The sequence below is a fragment of the Pseudoxanthomonas sp. Root630 genome, assembly GCF_001427585.1.
Lineage (GTDB): Bacteria > Pseudomonadota > Gammaproteobacteria > Xanthomonadales > Xanthomonadaceae > Pseudoxanthomonas_A.
This window is the reverse complement of the sequence record NZ_LMGY01000015.1, coordinates 121494-140237: the sequence shown is the minus strand read 5'-3', so window position 1 is coordinate 140237 and position 18744 is coordinate 121494. Positions and strand designations below refer to the sequence as shown.

Below are 18744 nucleotides of genomic sequence, written 5' to 3'. Positions count from 1 at the left end.
CACCCACCGCACAGGAGTCCGATCATGTCCGACAACGCCACCCCCGGGACCGTCCGCCTGCACCGCGTGCTGCGCGCGCCGCCGTCGCGCGTCTACCGTGCCTTCCTCGATCCGGACGCGATGGTGAAGTGGCTGCCGCCGCACGGCTTCACCGGCAAGGTCCATTCGATGGACGCCCGCGTGGGCGGCGGCTACACGATGTCGTTCACCAACTTCGGCACCGGGTCCAGTCATTCCTTCGGCGGCACCTACGTGGAGCTGGTGGAGAACGAACGGCTGCGCTACACCGACCAGTTCGACAACCCCGGCCTGCCGGGCCAGATGCAGGTCACGGTGACGCTGAAGAAGAGCCTCGTCGGTACCGAGCTCAACGTGGTGCAGGAAGGCATTCCCGCCGCCATCCCGGTCGATTTCTGTTACCAGGGCTGGCAGGAATCGCTGGAGATGTTGGCGAAGCTGGTGGAACCCGAGATTCCCGACGGGGCATGACGGTGGGTATGCTCGACGCTCTGCAAACGGATATTGCAAGCCCCTCTCCCCTCGCGGGAGAGGGGTTGGGGAGAGGGGGCTGCATGGAACCAAGGTCGTTCGCGAAGCAGCTTCGCCGCAACATGACGGATGCTGAGCACCGGCTCTGGAAGCATCTGCGGGCACATCGACTCGATGGCCAGAAGTTCCGCCGCCAGCAGCCGATCGGACCTTATATCGTCGACTTCGTGCATTTCGGTGCGCGAGTGATCATCGAGGCGGATGGCGGGCAGCACGCTCAGTCCTCACGTGACGCCGCACGCGATGCCTGGTTGATACGACAGGGGTTCCGCGTGCTCCGGTTCTGGAACGACGAGATCCTCCTGCATACCGACACCGTGCTGGAGTCCGTATGGAAGGCGCTGCGCGAAGGAGCGCCCTCTCCCCCGCCCCCTCTCCCGCAAGGGGAGAGGGGTGAACAGCCCCACTGACAGAGTTCCGACATGCCAAACGTCCCCCAGATCCGTATCCCCGCCACCTACATGCGTGGCGGCACGTCGAAAGGCGTGTTCTTCCGCCTGCAGGACCTGCCCGAACCAGCGCAGGTACCAGGGCAGGCGCGCGATGCGCTGCTGTGCCGCGTGATCGGTTCGCCCGATCCGTATGGCAAGCACACCGACGGCATGGGCGGGGCGACGTCGAGCACCAGCAAGGTGGTGATCCTTTCGCCGAGCGCGCAGCCCGGGCATGACGTGGATTACCTGTACGGCCAGGTGCCGATCAACGAGGCCTTCATCGACTGGAGCGGCAACTGCGGCAACCTGTCGTCGGCAGTGGGCCCATTCGCGATCGCGAACGGGATGATCGATCCCGCGCGCGTGCCGCGCGACGGTCTGTGCACCGTGCGTATCTGGCAGGCCAACATCCAGAAGACCATCGTCGCCCACGTGCAGGTGACAGACGGCGAGGTGCAGGAAACCGGCGACTTCGAACTGGATGGCGTGACGTTCCCGGCGGCGGAAGTGCAACTGGAATTCATCGATCCCGCCGACGAAGGCGATGGCGACGGGGGAGGCGCGATGTTTCCCACCGGGCAACTGGTCGATGATCTCGATGTCCCCGGCGTGGGCGTGCTCAAGGCGACGATGATCAACGCCGGCGTGCCGGTGGTGTTCGTCGAGGCCGCCGCGCTCGGCTACGACGGTACGGAACTGCAAGGTGCGATCAACGAAGACAAGGACGCGTTGGCGAAGCTCGAGGCGATCCGCGCGCACGGTGCGGTGCGCATGGGGCTGGTCGCCGACGTCGCGGCCGCGGCGAAGCGTCCGCTGACGCCGAAGGTAGCCTTCGTCGCACCGCCGCTGGACTACGTGTCGTCCAGCGGCAAGCCGGTACACGCCGCGGATGTCGGCCTGCTCGCCCGCGCCATTTCGATGGGCAAGCTGCACCACGCGATGATGGGCACGGCGTCGGTCGCCATCGCCACGGCGGCGGCGGTGCCCGGTACGCTGGTCAATGCGGCGGCAGGCGGCGGCACGCGCGATGTGCTGGTGTTCGGCCATCCGTCGGGCACGCTGCGTGTCGGTGCCGACGTCAAACAGGTGGACGGTACCTGGGTGGTGACGAAGGCGGTGATGAGCCGCAGCGCGCGCGTGCTGATGGAAGGCGCGGTGCGCATCCCCGGCGACGCGTTCTGACCAGAGTCTGTTGACGCCTGACTGACCTGCCGGAAGTCACCACTTTCGCCCGGACCATTGCCTCGGCCGCGCCCACGCGACAGCATGGGCGCATGTGGACCTCCCTGACCCGACTTCGCGAACCCATGACGCTCGCCGGCGTGTTCACGCTCGGTGCGGTGAGCCTGGGTCTGCGCTTCCTGCCGGCGGACGTGCTGCCCGCTGCTGCTGCCGCGTTGGCGGGATACGCCGCAGGATTCCTCCTGTTCGCCCTGGCCCCCGAACCGTGGCATCGGCCCAGGCTGATCGCCCTGGTCGCGATGGCCGGCCTCTCGCTGCTGCTGGCATCGCTGACGCCGCGGCTCGGCACCGCGCAGGTGTTGCTGGTGATCTGGGTGGCGTGCGCGGTGAACCTGCTGTCGCCGCGTTGGGTCATCGGCGCGGCGCTGCTGTTGAACGTGGCGTTCTATTTCCTGATGGTGCACCACGGGTTCGGCGCGCCGGGCACGATGACGCTGATCAACATCGGCTTCCAGGCACTGGCGGGCCTGTGCGTGTTCTACGCGCGCCGTTCCGAGGAATCGCGCGATGCCCTGGCGCGGGTGAACGCGGACCTGCTGGCCACGCGCGCCCTGCTGGCCGACAGCGCACGCGATGCCGAACGCCTGCGGGTGGCGCGCGAACTGCACGACGTCGCCGGGCACAAGCTCACCGCGATGAAGATCAACCTGCGTGCGCTGGCCAGCGACCCTGCGTTGGCGGGGCGCGAGGAAGTACGCATCGCGCAGCAACTCTCCACCGAACTGCTGGACGACATCCGCAGCGTGGTGCAGGCGATGCGCGATTCGCGCGGGCTGGATCTGCAGACCGCGATCCGGGCGCTGGCGGCCCCGCTGCCGCGGCCGGCGCTGGATCTCCGCATTGCCGACGGCGTGCAGATCGCCGACCCGGCAGTGGCCGAGTCGCTGCTGCGCATCGTGCAGGAATGCCTGACCAACGCCGCCCGCCATGCGAATGCGGACACCCTGACGGTTTCACTCCAGAAAGAGGACGCGGGCATGCACCTGCATATCGAAGACGACGGCAGGCTCAAGGGCCGTGTGCGCGAAGGCAACGGGCTATCGGGCATCCGCGAGCGCGTCGCGGCCCTGGGCGGCGACCTGCGCCTGGGCAGCAGCGCCACCGGCGGCCTGCGCGTGGACGTGAGGCTGCCCGCATGAGCGTGCGCGTCGCCCTGGCCGACGACCAGGCGCTGGTCCGCGCCGGCCTGCGTGCGCTGTTGAAGGCACAGCAGGTGGATGTGGTGTTCGAGGCCGACGACGGCGCCGATCTGCTCGCCAAGCTGGAAGCGCAACCGGTGGACGTGGTGCTGAGCGACATCCGCATGCCGGGCGTGGATGGCATCGATGCGCTCATCCGCCTGCGCGAGCGCGGCGATCGCACGCCGGTGTTGCTGCTGACCACCTTCGACGACAGCGACCTGCTGTTGCGCGCGACCGACGCCGGCGCACAGGGCTTCCTGCTGAAGGACGCGGCGCCGGAAGACCTGCACGACGCCATCCGCCGCGTGGCCGGCGGCGAGACGCTGCTGCAACCGGTAAGCACGGACCCGGTGCGCGCGCGCTACCGCTTCCACGACGAAGGCGCGCCGACCGATACCTTCAGCGAGCGCGAGGTCGCGATCCTGCGCCTGCTCGCCGGTGGTTACTCGAACAAGGAGATCGCGCGCACGCTGTTCCTGGCCGAAGGCACGGTGAAGAACTACGTCTCCACCATCCTCGACAAACTCGGCACCCGCGACCGCACCCGCGCCGTGCTGAAGGCGATCACGCTGCGGATCATCTGAGGGCCCGCTGGTTTTTTGTAGGAGCGACGTGAGTCGCGACCGCACGCCTCGGCCGCTAGTCGCTCGTGCTACGCGACTGATTCCTCTGCGCGAGTCTCAAAGCGCAATGGCATGTTGGTTTCGCGGTCGCGACTCACGTCGCTCCTACAGAAGAGCAACGTCAGAACAAGGCCACCATCGCCACGCCCGCCGCCAGGGCGAGCAGCAGGCCGGCGGACACACGCACTCCGTACGCGGCGCCTCCGCTGACCCAGGCGATCACCGACTTCGCGACGAGGCTGGCAGCCAGCAGCGCCAGCATCCACCAGCGCGCTTCCGACGCCTCCAGTCCGCCACGCGCGAACTGGTTGGCCAACGTGGCCACGGCGGCGTGCAGTTCGGCCAGCGCCGACATCGCGGCGGTGGCCATCGCGCCGCGTGGACCGATCCACGCCGCCAGCGCCGCCGCGATGAGGGTCAACGCTGCGACCAGCAGCGCGAAACCCAGGGCCTGGCCGAAGCGGAACATCCGGCTTTCCGAGGTGGGCGGCCTCACCGTTTCCTCGCGACCCGCGCGCAAGCCGAGCAGACCGCCGGCCAGCAACACGGCGCCGATCGCGCACAGCTCCGGCAGCAGGTCGCGCACCAGCGGCGGCGACACCGCCCACAGGATCGGCACGCACAACGTCAGCGAGGCGAGGTTGGACAGCAGCGCCGCCGCGACTGCCGAACGCAGCAGTGCCGGCGTGTCCTTCGCGCGTTGCCCGAAGCCGATCGTCGCGGCGGTGGACGACACGTAGCCCGCGAAGAAGCCCGCCGCCGCCAGGCCCCAGCGGTTGCCGACCAGGCGCAGCACCACATGGCCCAGCGCGCTGACCGCCATGACCAGCACGACCAGCTTCCAGATGGTCGCCAGGTTGATCGCATCGAAGGGCCCGATCGGGCGATCCGGCAGGATCGGCAGGATCACCAGCGCCGAGGCCAGCAGCAGCAGGCCGTCGAACACTTCGCGCTCGCTCAGCGTCTCGCGGGTCAGTTCATGCAGCGGCTGCTTGGCGTACAGCAGCACGGCGACCACCACGGCCAGGCCGGTCGCCAGCGCGGGCTGGCGCATCGCCAGCGCACCGAGCAGGAAGGTCAGCACCAGCGTCACCTCGCTGGTCAGGCCCGGGTCGTCCTGGTGGGTGGCCCGGTAAGCCATCGCCGCCAGCACGCCGGTGATGGCCAGCGCCACGAGCACGACCGGCAAGCCCAGCCAGGCGGCGACCGCGGCCGCCAGGGCCACCAGCGCGTGGGTGCGCAGGCCGGCGATCCGGTGGCCGCGGCCGGGGCTGCGTTCGCGCACCAGGCCGATCAGCAGGCCCAGGCCCAGCGCGGAGGACAGGGCCAGCCAGGTCTGCGGGGTCGTTTCGTCCATCCCGTCCTTCCTCGTTCAATGCCGCCAGTATCGCGAATGGTCTTGCATTGGTCTCGTCAACCCGGACAATGCGCGCCACCTCCGCCGTGGACCCCATCATGCCCGCTCCCGCTCCGTCCGCCGTCTCGCTGAGCCGCTACCTGATCGAAGAACAGCGCGCCGGCCGCATCAGCGCCGACCTGCGCCAGCTGATCGCGGTGGTGGCCCGCGCCTGCACCAGCATCTCCATCGCGGTCAGCAAGGGCGCGCTGGGCGGCGTGCTGGGCGACGCCGGCACCGGCAACGTGCAGGGCGAGGCGCAGAAGAAACTGGACGTGCTGAGCAACGACATCCTGCTGGAAGCGAACGCCTGGGGCGGCCACCTGGCGGCGTGCGCGTCGGAGGAAATGGACCACAGCCAGCCGATCCCGGACGCCTATCCGCGCGGCGGCTTCCTGCTGCTGTTCGACCCGCTGGACGGCAGCTCCAACATCGACGTCAACGTCTCGGTCGGCACCATCTTCTCGGTGCTGCGTTCGCCGGACGGCGTGACGACACCGGGCGACGAGCACTTCCTCCAACCCGGCCGCGACCAGGTCGCCGCGGGTTACTGCATCTACGGCCCGAGCACGATGCTGGTACTGACGACCGGCAACGGCACGCATGCGTTCACGCTGGACCGCGAGCAGGGCGCGTTCGTGATGACCCAGCGCGACATGCGCATTCCAGAGGAGACGAAGGAATTCGCCATCAACATGTCGAACCAGCGCCACTGGGAAGCGCCGATGCAGGGCTACGTCGACGATCTGCTCGCCGGCAAGGAAGGCCCGCGCGGCAAGGACTTCAACATGCGCTGGATCGCGAGCATGGTGGCCGATGTGCACCGCATCCTGACCCGTGGCGGCATCTTCATCTACCCGTGGGACCGCAAGGATCCGGGCAAGGCCGGCAAGCTGCGCCTGATGTACGAGGCGAACCCGATGGGCCTGCTGGTCGAACAGGCCGGCGGCGCCGCGAGCACCGGCCGCGAGGACATCCTGTCGCTGCGCCCGACCCAGCTGCACCAGCGCGTGCCGGTGTTCCTCGGTTCGAAGAAGGAAGTCGAGGCAGCGGTCGGCTACCACCTGGCGCACGACACGGCGGCGGCCTGACCGGCAGCGCGACGGCTAGAATCCGGGCATGACGCCGAATCCCCATTCCGCCGATTTCATCGAGGTCTATCACGACGCGCTGGATGCGGAGACCTGCCGCGCGATCGTGGCGCGTTTCGATGCCAGTCGGCAGGACCAGCCGGGACAGGTCGGTGGCGGACACCATCCCGAACTCAAGCACAGCCGCGATATCAGCATCAGCGGCCTGGCCGAGTGGCGCGACGTGGAACAGCGCCTCAACCTGGCCGTGCTCGCCGGACTGAAGCAGTACCTGCGCACTTATCCCTTCAGCCTGATCGCGCCGCTGATGCTGCAGCAGCCGGGCGCGGACGGCCAATTGCACCGCCTCGGCTACGAGGACGTCGCGAGCATGGACGACGATGCGCTGATGCGGCTGGTCATGGCGGTGTTCGTGCCGGGCCGGATCAACCTGCAGCGCTATCCCGCCGGCGAAGGCGGTTATCCCTACTGGCACTGCGAACTGTTCCCGAAGGGTGCCGATGCCGAGCCGCTACACCGCCACGTGCTGTGGACGCTCTACCTCAACGACGGCTTCGAAGCGGGCGAAACCGAGTTCTTCCACCAGCAGCGCAAGATCGTGCCGCGCACCGGCAGCCTGCTGATCGCGCCGACCGCCTTCACCCACACCCACCGCGGCAATCGCCCGGTGGGCGGAGACAAGTACATCGCGACCAGCTGGATCCTGTTCCAGCGTGCCGAGCGGCTGTACGGCGGACGCTGACGGAAGCGCGCGCTCAGGCGCGCAGGCGGCGCGCATCCACGTCGTGGCGCAGGCGCTGCAGGGCCGCGTCTGCGTCGCCGATGACGATGACGCACGGTACCGCCAACATCAGGTTGAGCGGCAGACCGAACTCTTCCAGCTCCCAGCCCTGCACGTCGTGGCCGGCCTCCGTGCCCAGGAATTGCGGACAGCGCGCGCGGATGCGTTCGGCCAGGCTGCCGCCTTCCGGCACGTAGCCATAGACCGGTTTGCCCCGCGCGATCGCGTAGCCGACTTCGAAGCAGGTGCCGCTGTCCGGTTCCGCGCCGCGGAAGAAGTCCAGGTTCGCGAGCACCGCATCGGCGGCATCGAGCAGGCCGATGTCGGCACGGTAGATCCAGCGCGCGGTCTCGAGCGGATCGCCGGTGGCGTGATCCGCGACCTGCGCATCCAACGGGAACAAGCCCTCGAAGCCATGGCGCGCGCACAGCGCCTTGAGCTGTTCGCCACGCGCGACTGCATCGGGACGGAAGATGTCGGGGCCGGCCAGGTAAAGGGACTGGATCATCGCGGGCACGCGCAGGAAGGGACGATGGATTGTCCGCGTGCGCCGCGCGGTTGCCCCGTGACCGATCGTCGCAGCGCGCCCGCTTTTTCGCGCTAGAACAGCTCGCCCTGTGGCGATGCGACGCGCGGCGGCACGAAGCGCGTGCAATCGAACGGCGGATGACGCCGCCCCTCGAAGCCGAAGCGCTTCAACGCGAGGGCGAAACGGCGCGACAGCAGGTCGGCATAAACCCCTTCTCCACGCAGGCGGGTGCCGAAGCGGCTGTCGTAATCCTTGCCGCCGCGCAGTTGTTGGACGGTACTCATCACGTGCGCGGCGCGGTCGGGCAGGTGGGTCTGCAGCCAGTCGCGGAACAGCGGCGCGACTTCGTGCGGCAGGCGCAGCAGCACATAGCCCGCCGCGGTGGCGCCGGCGTCATGCGCCGCTTCGAGCACGGCTTCCAGCTCGTGGTCGTTCACCCATGGAATGACCGGCGCGAACATCACGCCGACCGGTACGCCGGCCTCGCTGAGCCGCTTCACCGCCTTCAGCCGGCTGTGCGGCGCGGACGCGCGCGGCTCCAGTCGCGAAGACAGGCTGTTGTCGAGCGTGGTGATGGATAGATAGACATGCACGAGATTCTCGCGCGCCATCGGCGCCAGCAGGTCGAGGTCGCGTTCGATCAGGGCGTTCTTGGTGATCAGCGAAACCGGATGCTTCGTTTCCGCCAGCACCTCCAGGAGGCGGCGGGTCAGTCGCAGCTTCCGTTCGGCCGGCTGGTAGGCGTCGGTGTTGATGCCCAGCGAAATCGGACTGGGCTGGTACCCGCGCTTGGACAGCTCCTTGCGCAGGATCTCGGGTGCGTTCGTCTTGGCGAAGATCTTGGTTTCGAAATCCAGCCCGGGCGAAAGATCGAGGTAGGCATGCGACGGGCGCGCGAAACAGTAGCTGCATCCATGCTCGCACCCACGGTACGGATTCAACGACTGCTCGAACGGGATGTCCGGCGACTGGTTGCGGGTGATGACGCTGCGTGCGACTTCCTCGCGCAGCTCGGTGCGGGGTGACGACGCGATGTCGCCTTCGGTATCGGCCCCGTGCCAGCCGTCGTCCATCGCCTCGGGCGTGGTCACGGCGAAGCGGCCCGGCAGGTAGCCGGTGGAGCCTCGTCCCTTGATGCCCGACGTCTTCGGCGTAGTCATCCGCGCACCGTACGACAAGCGCGTCGCACGCGCGGAGATCCTGGCGGCGAGGGCCTATGGACGACGCTCGTCCAGATGCGCGTTCAGTTCCATCACCAGCCGGCCGATCTGGGGGGTGATGCAGGTATTGAATTGTGCCGGCTCATGGCAGGCCTGCTCGATGCGCGCGGCATGGGTCTTCAGACCATAGCTCGCGAGCAGGTTGCGCGCCTCGCGGAAGCAGGCTTCGCCGCGCGATCCCACGCGCAACGGGCCGTGCACCTTCATGCAGTACGTCATGGCAGTGGCGAGGGACGCGGCATTGACCGCGTAGAGCGATGCGCTGGCGGTGTTCGTTTCCTGTGCGGCGGCCGGCCGGCGGGATTGCGCGTTGGCGGGCGACAGGGTGGAGGCGATCGCGAACAGCGACGCCACCATGATCGGGAGAGTAGTGGGCCGCTGCATCCGCTCACTCCACCACGTAGCCGCTGAAGCGTGCGACGCCGTCTTCGTCCAGGCGCAACGACACGAGTTCCCGCATCTGTTCGCCACTGGCGAGACGGGCGAGCAGTTCGACACTCACATAGTGACCCGCCGGCACACCCTGCGTACCGTCATGACGCTGGCGACGCACGACCCGCCATTCGCGACCGGCCACCGCACCCTTCGGCTTGCGCGACGCCGCCAGGCCGTCGATGAACACCGCGCGTGCGACCACGCGTTTCACGACCGGCGATGCCCCGTCCCACAACTCGCCGGCGCGTCCCGCATCGACCAACGCGGCGACCTGCAACGCGCCATCGACCGCGGCATCCGGCGACAGCATGGGCGCCGTGGTCGACGGCGTGGCGGACGCTGCCTGCGCCCATGCGGACGGCAGCGGCGAAATGGCCAGCAACATGACGAGCAGGCCGCCCCTGAGCAGATCAACGCTGGCCATGGGCCACGATCTCGACGCGGCGGTTCGGCTGTTCGCAGGCGATCCTGGCTGGCTGCGGCATCGCAGGGTCGCACCGTTCGACCGGCTGCGAGCTCCCGGCGCCCGACGTGGTGATCTTGGCGGGCGCGACGCCGTGTTCCAGCAGCAGGCGACGCACCGACTGTGCGCGCTGCTGCGAGAGGGTACGGTTGTAGGCATCGCTGCCCAGCGTATCCGTATGTCCGGTGACCTGGATGGACGTGATGTCGCTGCCCTTCAGCTGGGCGGCAATGGCCGCGATCTGTTCGCGCCCGCCGGACAGCATGTCGGACGCCGCGTGGCGGTCGAACGCGAACAGCGCATCGCCCGACAGATCGAAGCGCGAGACGCGGGGGGTGGCGGTGGACGTCGATGCGGGCACGGCGCTTTCCAGCAAAGCGGCGCACGAGGCGGGCGCCCAATGGAAGCTGCGACCCTTGTACTCGCGATCGAAGATGACCTTGTACTGGCAGGTGGTGATGCCGCCCTCGCCGCGGAAGTGGAACAGGTAGTCCCACTCGCGCGCGCGCAAGCCCTCGCGGAAGTGCGGCCGACCCACCAGGCCGTACAGCTGCGTCTTGGTGATGCCGGTGCCGATCGCACGCAGGTCGTCGCGGTCCGGGAACGTGCCGTTGTCGAGCAGCACATCGGCCGGATCCGGGAACACGATGCCGGCAGCCGCACCGACCGGGGAAATGTCGCGGCTGACATGGCGCGTGCCACACGCGCTCAGCGCAAGCACGATGGCGCAGGCGAGCCAGCGGGGCGCCACCGCTTGGCGCGTGGATGACACGTACATCAGGAAACTCCTCGAAAGATGGGCGTTGCAGCGCATGCGGTCACCATTGCAGGCCCGCGCCGACCGAGAACCCCCAGTCGCGCGTGGTGTTGCCGGTGGCCTGGGCCCGATAGACCCAGCGGCCATTGTCGGTAATGGTCGACAGACCGAACGCCATGCCGTACTCGCCCTGGTAGCCGCCGAACGCCACGGACACCATGCTCTTGCCCGGCAGGTACGCCTGCGGCAAGCCCGCCATCGCCATCGCCGACGCCGTGCCGCCGCGATAGCCACGCTCGAGGTTCCACATGTCGCCATCGAACCGGTTGAAGCGGCTGTCGGTGTAGGCGTTGGCCTGGTCGATCGCGTAATCCACGCCGGCGTCGAGCTGGTTGACGTTGACCGCATCCGTACCCGCGATGCCGGGCGCAACCCCGCTGATCGTGCGGCCGCCGACGTTGACCTCGCCCGTGGAGTTGCTGCGGCCCACGTAGGCGGCGGTGTAGCCGCGCTGCGCACCGACGGTGGTGGCCGAACCACGGCCTAGTGCCACGCTGTTGTCGTGGCTCGCGGTCGCACCCTGTCCGAGCGCCGTGCTGTTGTCGCCGCTGGCCACGGACTGGTTGCCGAGCGCCGTGCTGTTGTCGCCGCTGGCGACCGCGCCATTGCCGCCCGCGCTCGCATTCGTGCCGGTCGGCGTGGGCGCGACGTACGTCTCGCCCTGGGTGACCTGGAACGGTCCGCTGCCGCCGCGCTCGAGATCCGTGACCCGATTGTCGAACTGGTTCACCGTCGTGGTGAGGTTCGCCACGTCGCCTTCCACGTCGCCGACGCGGGTGTCCAGGTTGGTGATGTCGCCTTCGATGCGGACGATGTCGCCCTGGATGTCGGTGATGTCGCCGCGGATGTCGACCAGATCGCCCTCGATCGTGGTCATGCGGGTGTCGAGGTTGGTGATCTGCGAATCCGTATAGCTGTTCGCTTCGTTGATCGCGTACGTCACGCCCCCTTCCAGCTGGCTGACGTTCACGGCATCGGTGGCGGCCGAGCCTGCGGCGACGCCGGTGATCTGGCGCCCGCCGATGTTCATTTCGCCGGTCGAGTTGCTGCTGCCGACATAGGCGCCCTGGTAACCCGACCGGGCGCCGACCGTCGTGGCGGAACCCGCACCGAGCGCGATGCTGTTCTCGTGCGATGCCATGGCGCCCGCACCGATCGCGAGCGCGTTCAGCGACAGCGCCTGTGCATCCGCACCGAGGGCCAGGCTGTACGTGCCGCTCGCCGTGGCGCCATGGCCCACTGAGATCGCGTCGTCGCCCTCCGATTCGGCATCCATGCCCAGCGCGATGGCGTCCTCGCCGATGGCGCCTTCGCCCGCCTCGTTGCCGCCACCGACGGAGTTCACGCCGTAGTACCGGGTCGGCGGCGCCAGGCCGTCGATGATCTCGTCCTGCATCAGCTGCAGTTGTTCTTCCGTGGCCGCCCGCCCGATCGTGGCGAAGGTCGCGTCACCCAGCGTCCTGTTCGACAGGCCCGTCACATCGTTGCTCACGCCGCTCAGCGCCACGTTGCCGGTGGTCAGGCCACTCGCATCGACGACCGTCGTGGTGCCCCCGATGACCGTCAGGCCCGCATTGCCCAGTGCCACGTTCGTGCCCACCGCCACACCGGCGTTGTTCACCACCGTGCCGCCGACGGTCAGGCTGCCCGCCGCGGTCAGATCGAGGTCGTTGCTCAGCGTGATGTCCACTACGCCGTCGTCGTCCACGCCCGTCTGGTTCACCGCGATGTTCGTGTTGCCGCTCTCGAACGTCACCGTTCCATTCGGGCCGATGCTGGCCGCGGCGCCACTGGCGTCGGTGACGTTCCAGCCTGCGTTGGCCGTGGCCTCGACCGCACGCAGCTGGGCCACGTTCACGGCGTCATCGTTGTCGGTACCTGCGGCGACGCCGGTGATCTGGCGGAATTGACCATTGCCCCCCACGCTGACCGCGCCGAGCGTGCCGGTCGTGGCATTGATCGCGGCGATCTGCGCCGCGCCCGCCCCCGTGGGCACGAAACCCGCGATGCCCGCACCGGTATCCGCCACCGATCCCGCGCCGAGGGCGACGCCATCCACGACGCTGGCCGCGGCGTCGCGGCCCAGTGCGATGCCGCCCTCCTGGCTGGCGCGCGCACGCGTCCCGACCGCAACCGTATTGCTGGCCGTCACGCCGTTGCCGGCATCGCGACCCATGGCGAAGTTGAACGACCCGGTGACGTCGCGTCCGGACCATTCGCCGAGCGCGATGTTGCCGTTGCCGGTCACGTTGCTGCCAACCAGTTTGCCGAGTGCGAGGTTGGCCTCACCCGTCACGTCGCTGCCGGCGTTCCATCCGACCGCCGTGTTCGCGATGCCATCGACGTTCTGGCCGGCGCGGGTGCCGATGCCGATGTTCACCCGGTTGCTCGCCACGCCGCCAGCGCCAGCCTGCGTGCCGAGATGGATTTCCGAGTCGCCTTCCGAGACCGCCTGGGTCCCCATCGAGATGGACTCGCGTCCATTCGAGACGGCCTGGTACCCGATGGCGACGGTGAAGTTGCGCGCGGCGGAAGCCCCCACGCCCGCCGCCAGCGCGTAGATGCCCGTGGCGCCGTCGTTGTAGTAGTTGCCACCGGCAGCGCCGCCGTCGTTGACGCTGTAGTAATGCGTGGACGCGGCGACCAGCTGCGCCACGTTGACCGCATCGCTGTCCGCGCTGCCTGCCGCCACGCCCGTGATCTGCCGCGAGTCGAAGCCGCTGCCCACGCTGACCGCGCCCCGCGTACTGACCCAGGTGGTGGACGTAGCGGTGGAGGCCAGGCCGGTCAACGGGTCGTAGCCGGCCACGCCCGCGGCACGGTCCGCGATGGAGTACGCGCCCAACGCCACCGAGTAGTCGGTCGTCGCGGTGGCGAACGTGCCGAGGCTGACCGAGTGATTGACGTTGCCGCGCGCGGGATCGAGGAAGGCCGGGCCGCTCCACGGACCGATCGACACGTTCCCATTGCCGGCGATGTTGTTGCCCGCGTTGACGCCAATGCCGACATTCAGGTGCCCGGAGACCGTGGCGCCGCTGGTCGGGCCCATGGCAACGTTGTTGCTGCCGCTGTTGGACTGTCCCGCTCGGTAACCGAAGAAGGCGTTGAGGCCGCCTCCGCTGGACAGGTTGCCGGCTAAGGTCCCCACGACGGTAGATTGCCCACCCGGCGCATACGCGTTCATGCCGATCGCGATGGCGTCGATGCCAACCGCGCCATCGTTGGCGTAATTGCTGCCGGGCACCGTGCCGGTCGAGTTCACGCTGAAGTAGTGCGTGGTCGCCGCGGCCTGCGCGGCGACCAGCTGCGCCACGTTGACCGCATCGCTGTCCGCGCTGCCCGCCGCCACGCCGGTGATCTGCCGCGAAGCGATGCCCCAGCCCGGGATGGCGCTGCCCACGCTGACCGCGCCCCGCGTACTGGTCCAGGTGGTGGAGGTACTGGTGGAAGCCAGGCTGGTCAGCGGATCGTAACCGGCCACGCCTGCCGCCCGGTCCGCGATGGAACCCGCGCCCAACGCCACCGAGCCATCGGTCAAGCCCCCGGAGCCCGCACCGAGGCTGACCGTGAGGTTGGCACCGGCGTACAGCCAAGCGCTGCGGTTGCCCGCACCGGCGTTCGCGCCAATCGCCACGTTCGCGTTGCCGGACATGTAAAGGCCCGCGTTGTAGCCAACCGCGACGTTCTGCATACCCGATACGTTAGCGCCCGCCTGGGTCCCTACGGCGAGGTTGATGTAGCCGCTGTTCTGAATTCCCGCCTCAGCACCGAAGTAGGCATTGCGGCCAGCGGCTCCTGTTGATCCATAGCCCGCGCGATGGCCCACGGCGATATCGGACTCTCCCAGCGCACGGGATTGGTACCCGATCACCACCGTCCAAGGCGCTGTCGCCACCGCATCGTCGCCGCAGGCCACGCCAACGGGGCCCGGGGTGCCCACTGGCGTGCCCGACACGGGATCGACACAGACCCCGTCGTAGGCCAGCGCAGCAAGCGGCATGGCGCCCAGTGCCACCAGCACCGCCCAGGCCAATGCCGCTCGCTGCAGGCCATGCCCGATACGCGGGGTGCGTGCCGTGCCTCCCGCGCCTGCCTGCTTGGCGAACTCCGACGCCACGACCCATGCGCCCAACGCGCGGCTCCACACCTTGCTGTAGATTCTGTTCACGCCCTTCCCCTGTTCCGTGACGACATCGCCCCCGCACGCATGCCCATTTCTGTGATGGGCGTCCCGAAGGCGTTCGTGGTCAATGTCGGCGGACGTTCGTCGCACAGGACACACACGGAAACCGGTTTCCACGACGAACGGCGTGATGTGAACTGAAGGATCTCCGGGCACGCCGAGCGACGTTGCTCGATGCCGCCTCTGGTTGGCCGCCGTGCGGTGCGCCGCACACATGTCACACAGGCCTCTAGAATCGCGACATGCCCGAGGTCCATCACGTCATCCGAGAAGCCCTGTCCACGCTGCCCCATCTCACATGGTGGGTGACGCTGGCCTGGTTGCTGTACCTGGTGCCGCTGTGCGCCTGGATCGTCCTGCAGAAGCGGGAGCCGGTCGCCACGCTCAGCTGGTTGTTGTCGCTGGCGCTGCTGCCATACGTCGGCTACCTGATCTACTTCCTGCTGGGACCACAGCGGATCAAGCGCCACCAGCTTCGCCGCACGCGCTCGCGCGAGGGGCTGGAAAGCTACGAGGTGTTCGCGCCGACCGATAGCAACAGTGCCGAGTTGCCGATGCTCGCGCAGAAAACGACCGGCTTGCCGCCTTCCACCGCCACCTCGGTGCAACAGCTGGTCGATGGTTGCGCCACATACCAGGCCATCCTGGATGCCATCGCGGTGGCCGAGAACCACATCCACGTCGAGTACTACATCTTCAACGGCGACCGCACCGGCCAGCGCATGCTGGAGGCGCTGACGGCCAAGGCGCGCGAGGGCGTGAAAGTCCGGCTACTGTTGGACGCGGTGGGCTCCAACCGGCTGCGCAAGCGTGCCCTGGGTCCGCTGGTCGCGGCGGGCGGTGAGTACGCGTGGTTCCATCCGACCAGGTTCAGGCCCTTCACCCGGCCGTGGCTCAACCTGCGCACGCACCGCAAGATCGTCGTGGTCGACGGGCGCGTCGCCTTCACCGGCGGCATCAACGTCACCGACGACGAAGACGAATCGCTGCGCGAGGACGCCTACCGCGACCTGCACCTGCGGCTCGAAGGCGAAGTCGTCCGCAGCATCCAGCAGGTGTTCGTCGAGGACTGGGTCTACGCTACCGGCCAGCAGCGCAGGGATTTCCAGGGGACGCGCCTGTGGAGCGCGACCGAGTCCAACGTGCAGGGCGGCATCGCGGCACAGGTGCTGGTGTCGGGGCCGGATTCGGCATGGGAGCCGATCCACCGCATGAAGGTGGCGGCCATCCACGAAGCCAAGCAGCGCGTGTGGCTGGTGACGCCCTACTTCGTCCCGGGCGAAGCCGCGCGCATGGCGCTGACCTCCGCCGCGTTGGGCGGGCTGGACGTGCGCCTGGTGGTGCCCAAGGTCAGCGACTCGCGGCTCGTCACGCTGGCGGCGCGCTCCTACTTCGACGAACTGCTCGCCGCCGGCGTGAAGGTCTACGAGTACGGTCCGCGGATGATGCACAGCAAGGCGCTGCTGTGCGACGACAGCATGGCCATCATCGGCAGCGCCAACTTCGACCATCGCAGCTTCCGCCTGAACTTCGAGATTTCGATGATGTTCCGCGACCGCGGCGTGGCCGGCACGCTCGGCCAATGGCTGGAATCGGAGATCGCCGCCAGCGAGCCGGTGCGGATCCAGCGCGACCGTTCCCTGTGGCGCCACCGCCTGCCGGAGGCATTGGCCCGACTGATGTCGCCATTGCTGTGAAGCAGGGCGTTTTTTGGTCCGGGGTGGAGGCGGTAAGATGCGGCACCAACCCCGGGGGTGGACGATGCACTGGCTCTTCCTGTTGATGGCGATCGCCAGCATGGTGATGGCCATGCGCACCACGTCGATGGCGCTGATGGTCGCCCTGATGCTGGCGTCGCTCGCGCTGTTCGTCGCCTGGATCGTCGGCTGGTACGGTCGCCGCGTCGGCGACAGCAGCCGCGATCAGTCGATGATGATCGATCCCACCGAACTGCGCCGCCTGCGCGAAGTGGCCGAGGCCAGGCGCAACGCCGTGGTGCCGCCCTCTGAGCCTCCCTCCGCTGCCTGACGCGTGCTCCAAGGACGGTCATGACCCTGCTAAGCGTCAACGTCAACAAGATCGCGGTTCTGCGCAACTCGCGCGGCGGCCTGGAGCCGGATGTCGTGCGTGCTGCGCGCACCTGCCTGTATGCGGGAGCCCATGGCATCACCGTGCACCCGCGCCCGGACCAACGCCATATCCGTCCCGACGATGTGCTCGCGCTGGCGGCACTGGCCGATGAGAGCGGCGTCGAACTCAATATCGAAGGTAATCCGTTCGCGCCACCGCGTGACGGCTACCCCGGCTTCATCGCCCTGTGCGACGCCGCCCGCCCGGCACAAGCCACGCTGGTGCCGGATGGCGATGGCCAGATCACGTCGGACCACGGCTTCGATTTCGCCCGTGATGGCGAGCGGCTGGCGCCGCTGATCGCGGAGCTCAAGGCGCTCGGCTGCCGGGTGAGCCTGTTCGTCGATGCTGGTTGCGAAGGCCTGGAGACGGCCGCAAGGATCGGTGCCGACCGGATCGAGATCTACACCGGCCCGTTCGCCGACGCGGCGGCGCGAGGGGATGCTTCGGCCGAGCTCGCCCATTGCGTGCGGACGGCGCGCGAGGCCCAGGCGCTCGGCTTGGGCGTCAATGCCGGCCACGACCTCAGCCAGGGCAACCTGGAGGAGTTCCTGGAAGCTGTGCCGGAGGTGCTGGAGGTTTCCATTGGCCACGCACTGATCGGCGAAGCCTTGTATGCCGGCCTGCAGCGCACGGTGCAGGCCTACCTGGCCATTCTCGACGACGCGACAGCGGCGGCGAACCGCCGCTGAGCGCCGCACCGGTCAATCGCGCATGACGATGCTGCGGATGCCGCTGGCTTCCGCCTGCGCCAGCGCGCTCACCAGTTCCTGGTACTCGGCGCCATCGACCGCTTCCACCTGCAGCACGGTCTTGGGATCCGACACGCGTGCGTCTTCCAGCAGGCTGCGCAGGGTAGCCAGCGTCACTGGCCTGTCATCCAGCGTATAGGCGCCTGCCAGGCCGACCTTGAGCACCAGATCGTTAGGGGGCTGCTGTTCGACCTGCCGGTCCGTGCGCTGCGGCAGGATCGTGTCGATCGGTTGAGACAGCATCGGCGCGGTAACCATGAAAATGACGAGCAGGACCAGCATCACGTCGACCAACGGCGTGATGTTGATCTCGGCCAGTTCCGTACGACCTGCAGGAGCGGAGAACGCCATCGCACACCTCCTTTCGTCGGGATACGCCATGGACGCTACGCCGGTGGGCCGGAACCCGCAAGAGCCCGGCGGACCAGGCGCCCCCAGGGCTTCTGTCGGGCAAAGAAAAACGCCGCCCTGGAGGGCGGCGTTCAAAGGTATTGCGCGTCAGGATTACTGTACGAAACCGATCTTCAACATCTGCGCGTTCTTGGCGGACGCCAGGACCTTCGCCATCACGTCGTAGTGCGCTTCCGAGTTGGCCTCGATGCGCAGCTCCGGCTGGTTGGTCGGGTCGCGCTGGACTTCCTGTTCCATCCGCTGCTGCAGGTCGGCCACATTCACCGGACTGTTGTTCCAGTAAATGGTGTTATCGGCCTCGATGCGCAGGTCGATCGGCGGCGGCGGCTCACGCACCTGCGGCGGCGGGTTGATCACGCGCTGCGGCAGTGCCACCTCGATCGGGTACGTCATGATCGGCGCGGTCACGATGAAGATGATCAGCAGCACCAACATCACGTCCACGAGGGGCGTGACGTTGATGTCGGCCATGGGGCCCTTGCTTCCACCACTACTGAATGCCATGGC

General features: G+C 68.2%; 19 protein-coding genes. 10 read left to right on the top strand and 9 right to left on the bottom strand.

The genetic code is table 11. From position 1 onward, the window contains the following. Nucleotides 1–24 precede the first annotated feature (24 nt). The 5 genes from ASD72_RS10870 (at nt 25) to ASD72_RS10850 (ending at nt 3990) form a co-directional block, all read left to right on the top strand. Nucleotides 25–489, top strand: a complete 465-nt coding sequence (locus tag ASD72_RS10870; protein WP_056879971.1) for an SRPBCC family protein — start codon at nt 25–27, stop codon at nt 487–489. An 83-nt stretch (nt 490–572) separates the two neighbouring features. Beyond that, complete coding sequence (locus tag ASD72_RS10865) at nt 573–959, top strand: endonuclease domain-containing protein (RefSeq protein WP_056880225.1); 387 nt, start codon at nt 573–575, stop codon at nt 957–959. A gap of 12 nt (nt 960–971) precedes the next feature. Further along, nucleotides 972–2165, top strand: a complete 1194-nt coding sequence (prpF, locus tag ASD72_RS10860) for a 2-methylaconitate cis-trans isomerase PrpF (RefSeq protein ID WP_056879970.1) — start codon at nt 972–974, stop codon at nt 2163–2165. A 92-nt stretch (nt 2166–2257) separates the two neighbouring features. Next, nucleotides 2258–3364, top strand: coding sequence for a sensor histidine kinase (locus ASD72_RS10855; protein ID WP_056879969.1), 1107 nt, complete (start codon nt 2258–2260; stop codon nt 3362–3364). Next, complete coding sequence (locus tag ASD72_RS10850) at nt 3361–3990, top strand: response regulator transcription factor (RefSeq protein ID WP_056879968.1); 630 nt, start codon at nt 3361–3363, stop codon at nt 3988–3990. Before ASD72_RS10855 ends, ASD72_RS10850 begins: the two co-directional genes overlap by 4 nt. Nucleotides 3991–4150: 160 nt before the next feature. Here the strand turns inward: ASD72_RS10850 and ASD72_RS10845 are convergent, their stop codons facing one another. After that, entirely contained in the window at nt 4151–5386 is a 1236-nt protein-coding gene (locus ASD72_RS10845; protein WP_056879967.1) for a DUF4010 domain-containing protein, read from the bottom strand. Between the two features lie 98 nt (nt 5387–5484). Here ASD72_RS10845 and ASD72_RS10840 point away from each other — a divergent pair, with 98 nt between their 5' ends. Both ASD72_RS10840 and ASD72_RS10835 read left to right on the top strand, forming a co-directional pair. Further along, nucleotides 5485–6516, top strand: coding sequence for a class 1 fructose-bisphosphatase (locus ASD72_RS10840; RefSeq protein ID WP_056880224.1), 1032 nt, complete (start codon nt 5485–5487; stop codon nt 6514–6516). A 28-nt stretch (nt 6517–6544) separates the two neighbouring features. Next, nucleotides 6545–7258 (top strand): 2OG-Fe(II) oxygenase, encoded by a 714-nt coding sequence (locus ASD72_RS10835; RefSeq protein WP_056879966.1) that lies wholly within the window; start codon nt 6545–6547, stop codon nt 7256–7258. Between the two features lie 13 nt (nt 7259–7271). Here ASD72_RS10835 and ASD72_RS10830 read toward each other — a convergent pair whose 3' ends face one another. The 6 genes from ASD72_RS10830 to ASD72_RS10805 all read right to left on the bottom strand — a co-directional run bounded on the left by ASD72_RS10830 (nt 7272) and on the right by ASD72_RS10805 (nt 14929). Further along, nucleotides 7272–7805, bottom strand: a complete 534-nt coding sequence (locus ASD72_RS10830; RefSeq protein ID WP_056879965.1) for a nucleoside 2-deoxyribosyltransferase — start codon at nt 7803–7805, stop codon at nt 7272–7274. A gap of 92 nt (nt 7806–7897) precedes the next feature. Next, a complete protein-coding gene (locus tag ASD72_RS10825; protein ID WP_056879964.1) occupies nt 7898–8986 on the bottom strand; it encodes a PA0069 family radical SAM protein in 1089 nt (362 codons plus the stop codon). A 54-nt stretch (nt 8987–9040) separates the two neighbouring features. Continuing rightward, the gene (locus tag ASD72_RS10820) at nt 9041–9430 is read right to left on the bottom strand and encodes a hypothetical protein (RefSeq protein ID WP_155944608.1); all 390 of its coding nucleotides are present in this window, start codon (nt 9428–9430) and stop codon (nt 9041–9043) included. A gap of 4 nt (nt 9431–9434) precedes the next feature. Then, a complete protein-coding gene (locus ASD72_RS10815) occupies nt 9435–9905 on the bottom strand; it encodes a DUF4019 domain-containing protein (RefSeq protein ID WP_056879962.1) in 471 nt (156 codons plus the stop codon). Beyond that, the gene (locus ASD72_RS10810; RefSeq protein WP_056879961.1) at nt 9892–10722 is read right to left on the bottom strand and encodes an OmpA family protein; all 831 of its coding nucleotides are present in this window, start codon (nt 10720–10722) and stop codon (nt 9892–9894) included. Before ASD72_RS10810 ends, ASD72_RS10815 begins: the two co-directional genes overlap by 14 nt. 40 nt (nt 10723–10762) lie before the next feature. Continuing rightward, nucleotides 10763–14929: a YadA-like family protein gene (locus ASD72_RS10805; protein WP_056879960.1), complete on the bottom strand. Its 4167-nt coding sequence runs from the start codon at nt 14927–14929 to the stop codon at nt 10763–10765. Between the two features lie 257 nt (nt 14930–15186). Here ASD72_RS10805 and cls point away from each other — a divergent pair, with 257 nt between their 5' ends. The 3 genes from cls (at nt 15187) to ASD72_RS10790 (ending at nt 17766) form a co-directional block, all read left to right on the top strand. Beyond that, the gene (cls, locus tag ASD72_RS10800) at nt 15187–16641 is read left to right on the top strand and encodes a cardiolipin synthase (protein WP_056879959.1); all 1455 of its coding nucleotides are present in this window, start codon (nt 15187–15189) and stop codon (nt 16639–16641) included. Between the two features lie 64 nt (nt 16642–16705). Next, nucleotides 16706–16972: a hypothetical protein gene (locus ASD72_RS10795; RefSeq protein WP_056879958.1), complete on the top strand. Its 267-nt coding sequence runs from the start codon at nt 16706–16708 to the stop codon at nt 16970–16972. 20 nt (nt 16973–16992) lie between these two features. Continuing rightward, the gene (locus tag ASD72_RS10790; protein WP_056879957.1) at nt 16993–17766 is read left to right on the top strand and encodes a pyridoxine 5'-phosphate synthase; all 774 of its coding nucleotides are present in this window, start codon (nt 16993–16995) and stop codon (nt 17764–17766) included. 12 nt (nt 17767–17778) lie between these two features. Here the strand turns inward: ASD72_RS10790 and ASD72_RS10785 are convergent, their stop codons facing one another. Both ASD72_RS10785 and ASD72_RS10780 read right to left on the bottom strand, forming a co-directional pair. After that, nucleotides 17779–18177, bottom strand: a complete 399-nt coding sequence (locus tag ASD72_RS10785) for a biopolymer transporter ExbD (RefSeq protein WP_056879956.1) — start codon at nt 18175–18177, stop codon at nt 17779–17781. Nucleotides 18178–18330: 153 nt separating this feature from the next. Then, the gene (locus tag ASD72_RS10780) at nt 18331–18741 is read right to left on the bottom strand and encodes a biopolymer transporter ExbD (RefSeq protein WP_056879955.1); all 411 of its coding nucleotides are present in this window, start codon (nt 18739–18741) and stop codon (nt 18331–18333) included. Nucleotides 18742–18744 lie beyond the last annotated feature (3 nt).

Excerpts from the sequence above, each read along its gene's own strand:
- ASD72_RS10815 (WP_056879962.1), bottom strand. The coding sequence starts at position 9,905 with ATGGCCAGCGTTGATCTGCTCAGGGGCGGCCTGCTCGTCATGTTGCTG.
- ASD72_RS10855 (WP_056879969.1), top strand. The coding sequence starts at position 2,258 with ATGTGGACCTCCCTGACCCGACTTCGCGAACCCATGACGCTCGCCGGC.
- ASD72_RS10840 (WP_056880224.1), top strand. The coding sequence starts at position 5,485 with ATGCCCGCTCCCGCTCCGTCCGCCGTCTCGCTGAGCCGCTACCTGATC.
- ASD72_RS10870 (WP_056879971.1), top strand. The coding sequence starts at position 25 with ATGTCCGACAACGCCACCCCCGGGACCGTCCGCCTGCACCGCGTGCTG.
- ASD72_RS10810 (WP_056879961.1), bottom strand. The coding sequence starts at position 10,722 with ATGTACGTGTCATCCACGCGCCAAGCGGTGGCGCCCCGCTGGCTCGCC.
- ASD72_RS10785 (WP_056879956.1), bottom strand. The coding sequence starts at position 18,177 with ATGGCGTTCTCCGCTCCTGCAGGTCGTACGGAACTGGCCGAGATCAAC.
- ASD72_RS10795 (WP_056879958.1), top strand. The coding sequence starts at position 16,706 with ATGCACTGGCTCTTCCTGTTGATGGCGATCGCCAGCATGGTGATGGCC.
- ASD72_RS10845 (WP_056879967.1), bottom strand. The coding sequence starts at position 5,386 with ATGGACGAAACGACCCCGCAGACCTGGCTGGCCCTGTCCTCCGCGCTG.
- ASD72_RS10830 (WP_056879965.1), bottom strand. The coding sequence starts at position 7,805 with ATGATCCAGTCCCTTTACCTGGCCGGCCCCGACATCTTCCGTCCCGAT.
- ASD72_RS10780 (WP_056879955.1), bottom strand. The coding sequence starts at position 18,741 with ATGGCATTCAGTAGTGGTGGAAGCAAGGGCCCCATGGCCGACATCAAC.
- ASD72_RS10825 (WP_056879964.1), bottom strand. The coding sequence starts at position 8,986 with ATGACTACGCCGAAGACGTCGGGCATCAAGGGACGAGGCTCCACCGGC.
- prpF (WP_056879970.1), top strand. The coding sequence starts at position 972 with ATGCCAAACGTCCCCCAGATCCGTATCCCCGCCACCTACATGCGTGGC.
- ASD72_RS10820 (WP_155944608.1), bottom strand. The coding sequence starts at position 9,430 with ATGCAGCGGCCCACTACTCTCCCGATCATGGTGGCGTCGCTGTTCGCG.
- ASD72_RS10865 (WP_056880225.1), top strand. The coding sequence starts at position 573 with ATGGAACCAAGGTCGTTCGCGAAGCAGCTTCGCCGCAACATGACGGAT.
- ASD72_RS10850 (WP_056879968.1), top strand. The coding sequence starts at position 3,361 with ATGAGCGTGCGCGTCGCCCTGGCCGACGACCAGGCGCTGGTCCGCGCC.
- ASD72_RS10835 (WP_056879966.1), top strand. The coding sequence starts at position 6,545 with ATGACGCCGAATCCCCATTCCGCCGATTTCATCGAGGTCTATCACGAC.
- cls (WP_056879959.1), top strand. The coding sequence starts at position 15,187 with ATGCCCGAGGTCCATCACGTCATCCGAGAAGCCCTGTCCACGCTGCCC.
- ASD72_RS10790 (WP_056879957.1), top strand. The coding sequence starts at position 16,993 with ATGACCCTGCTAAGCGTCAACGTCAACAAGATCGCGGTTCTGCGCAAC.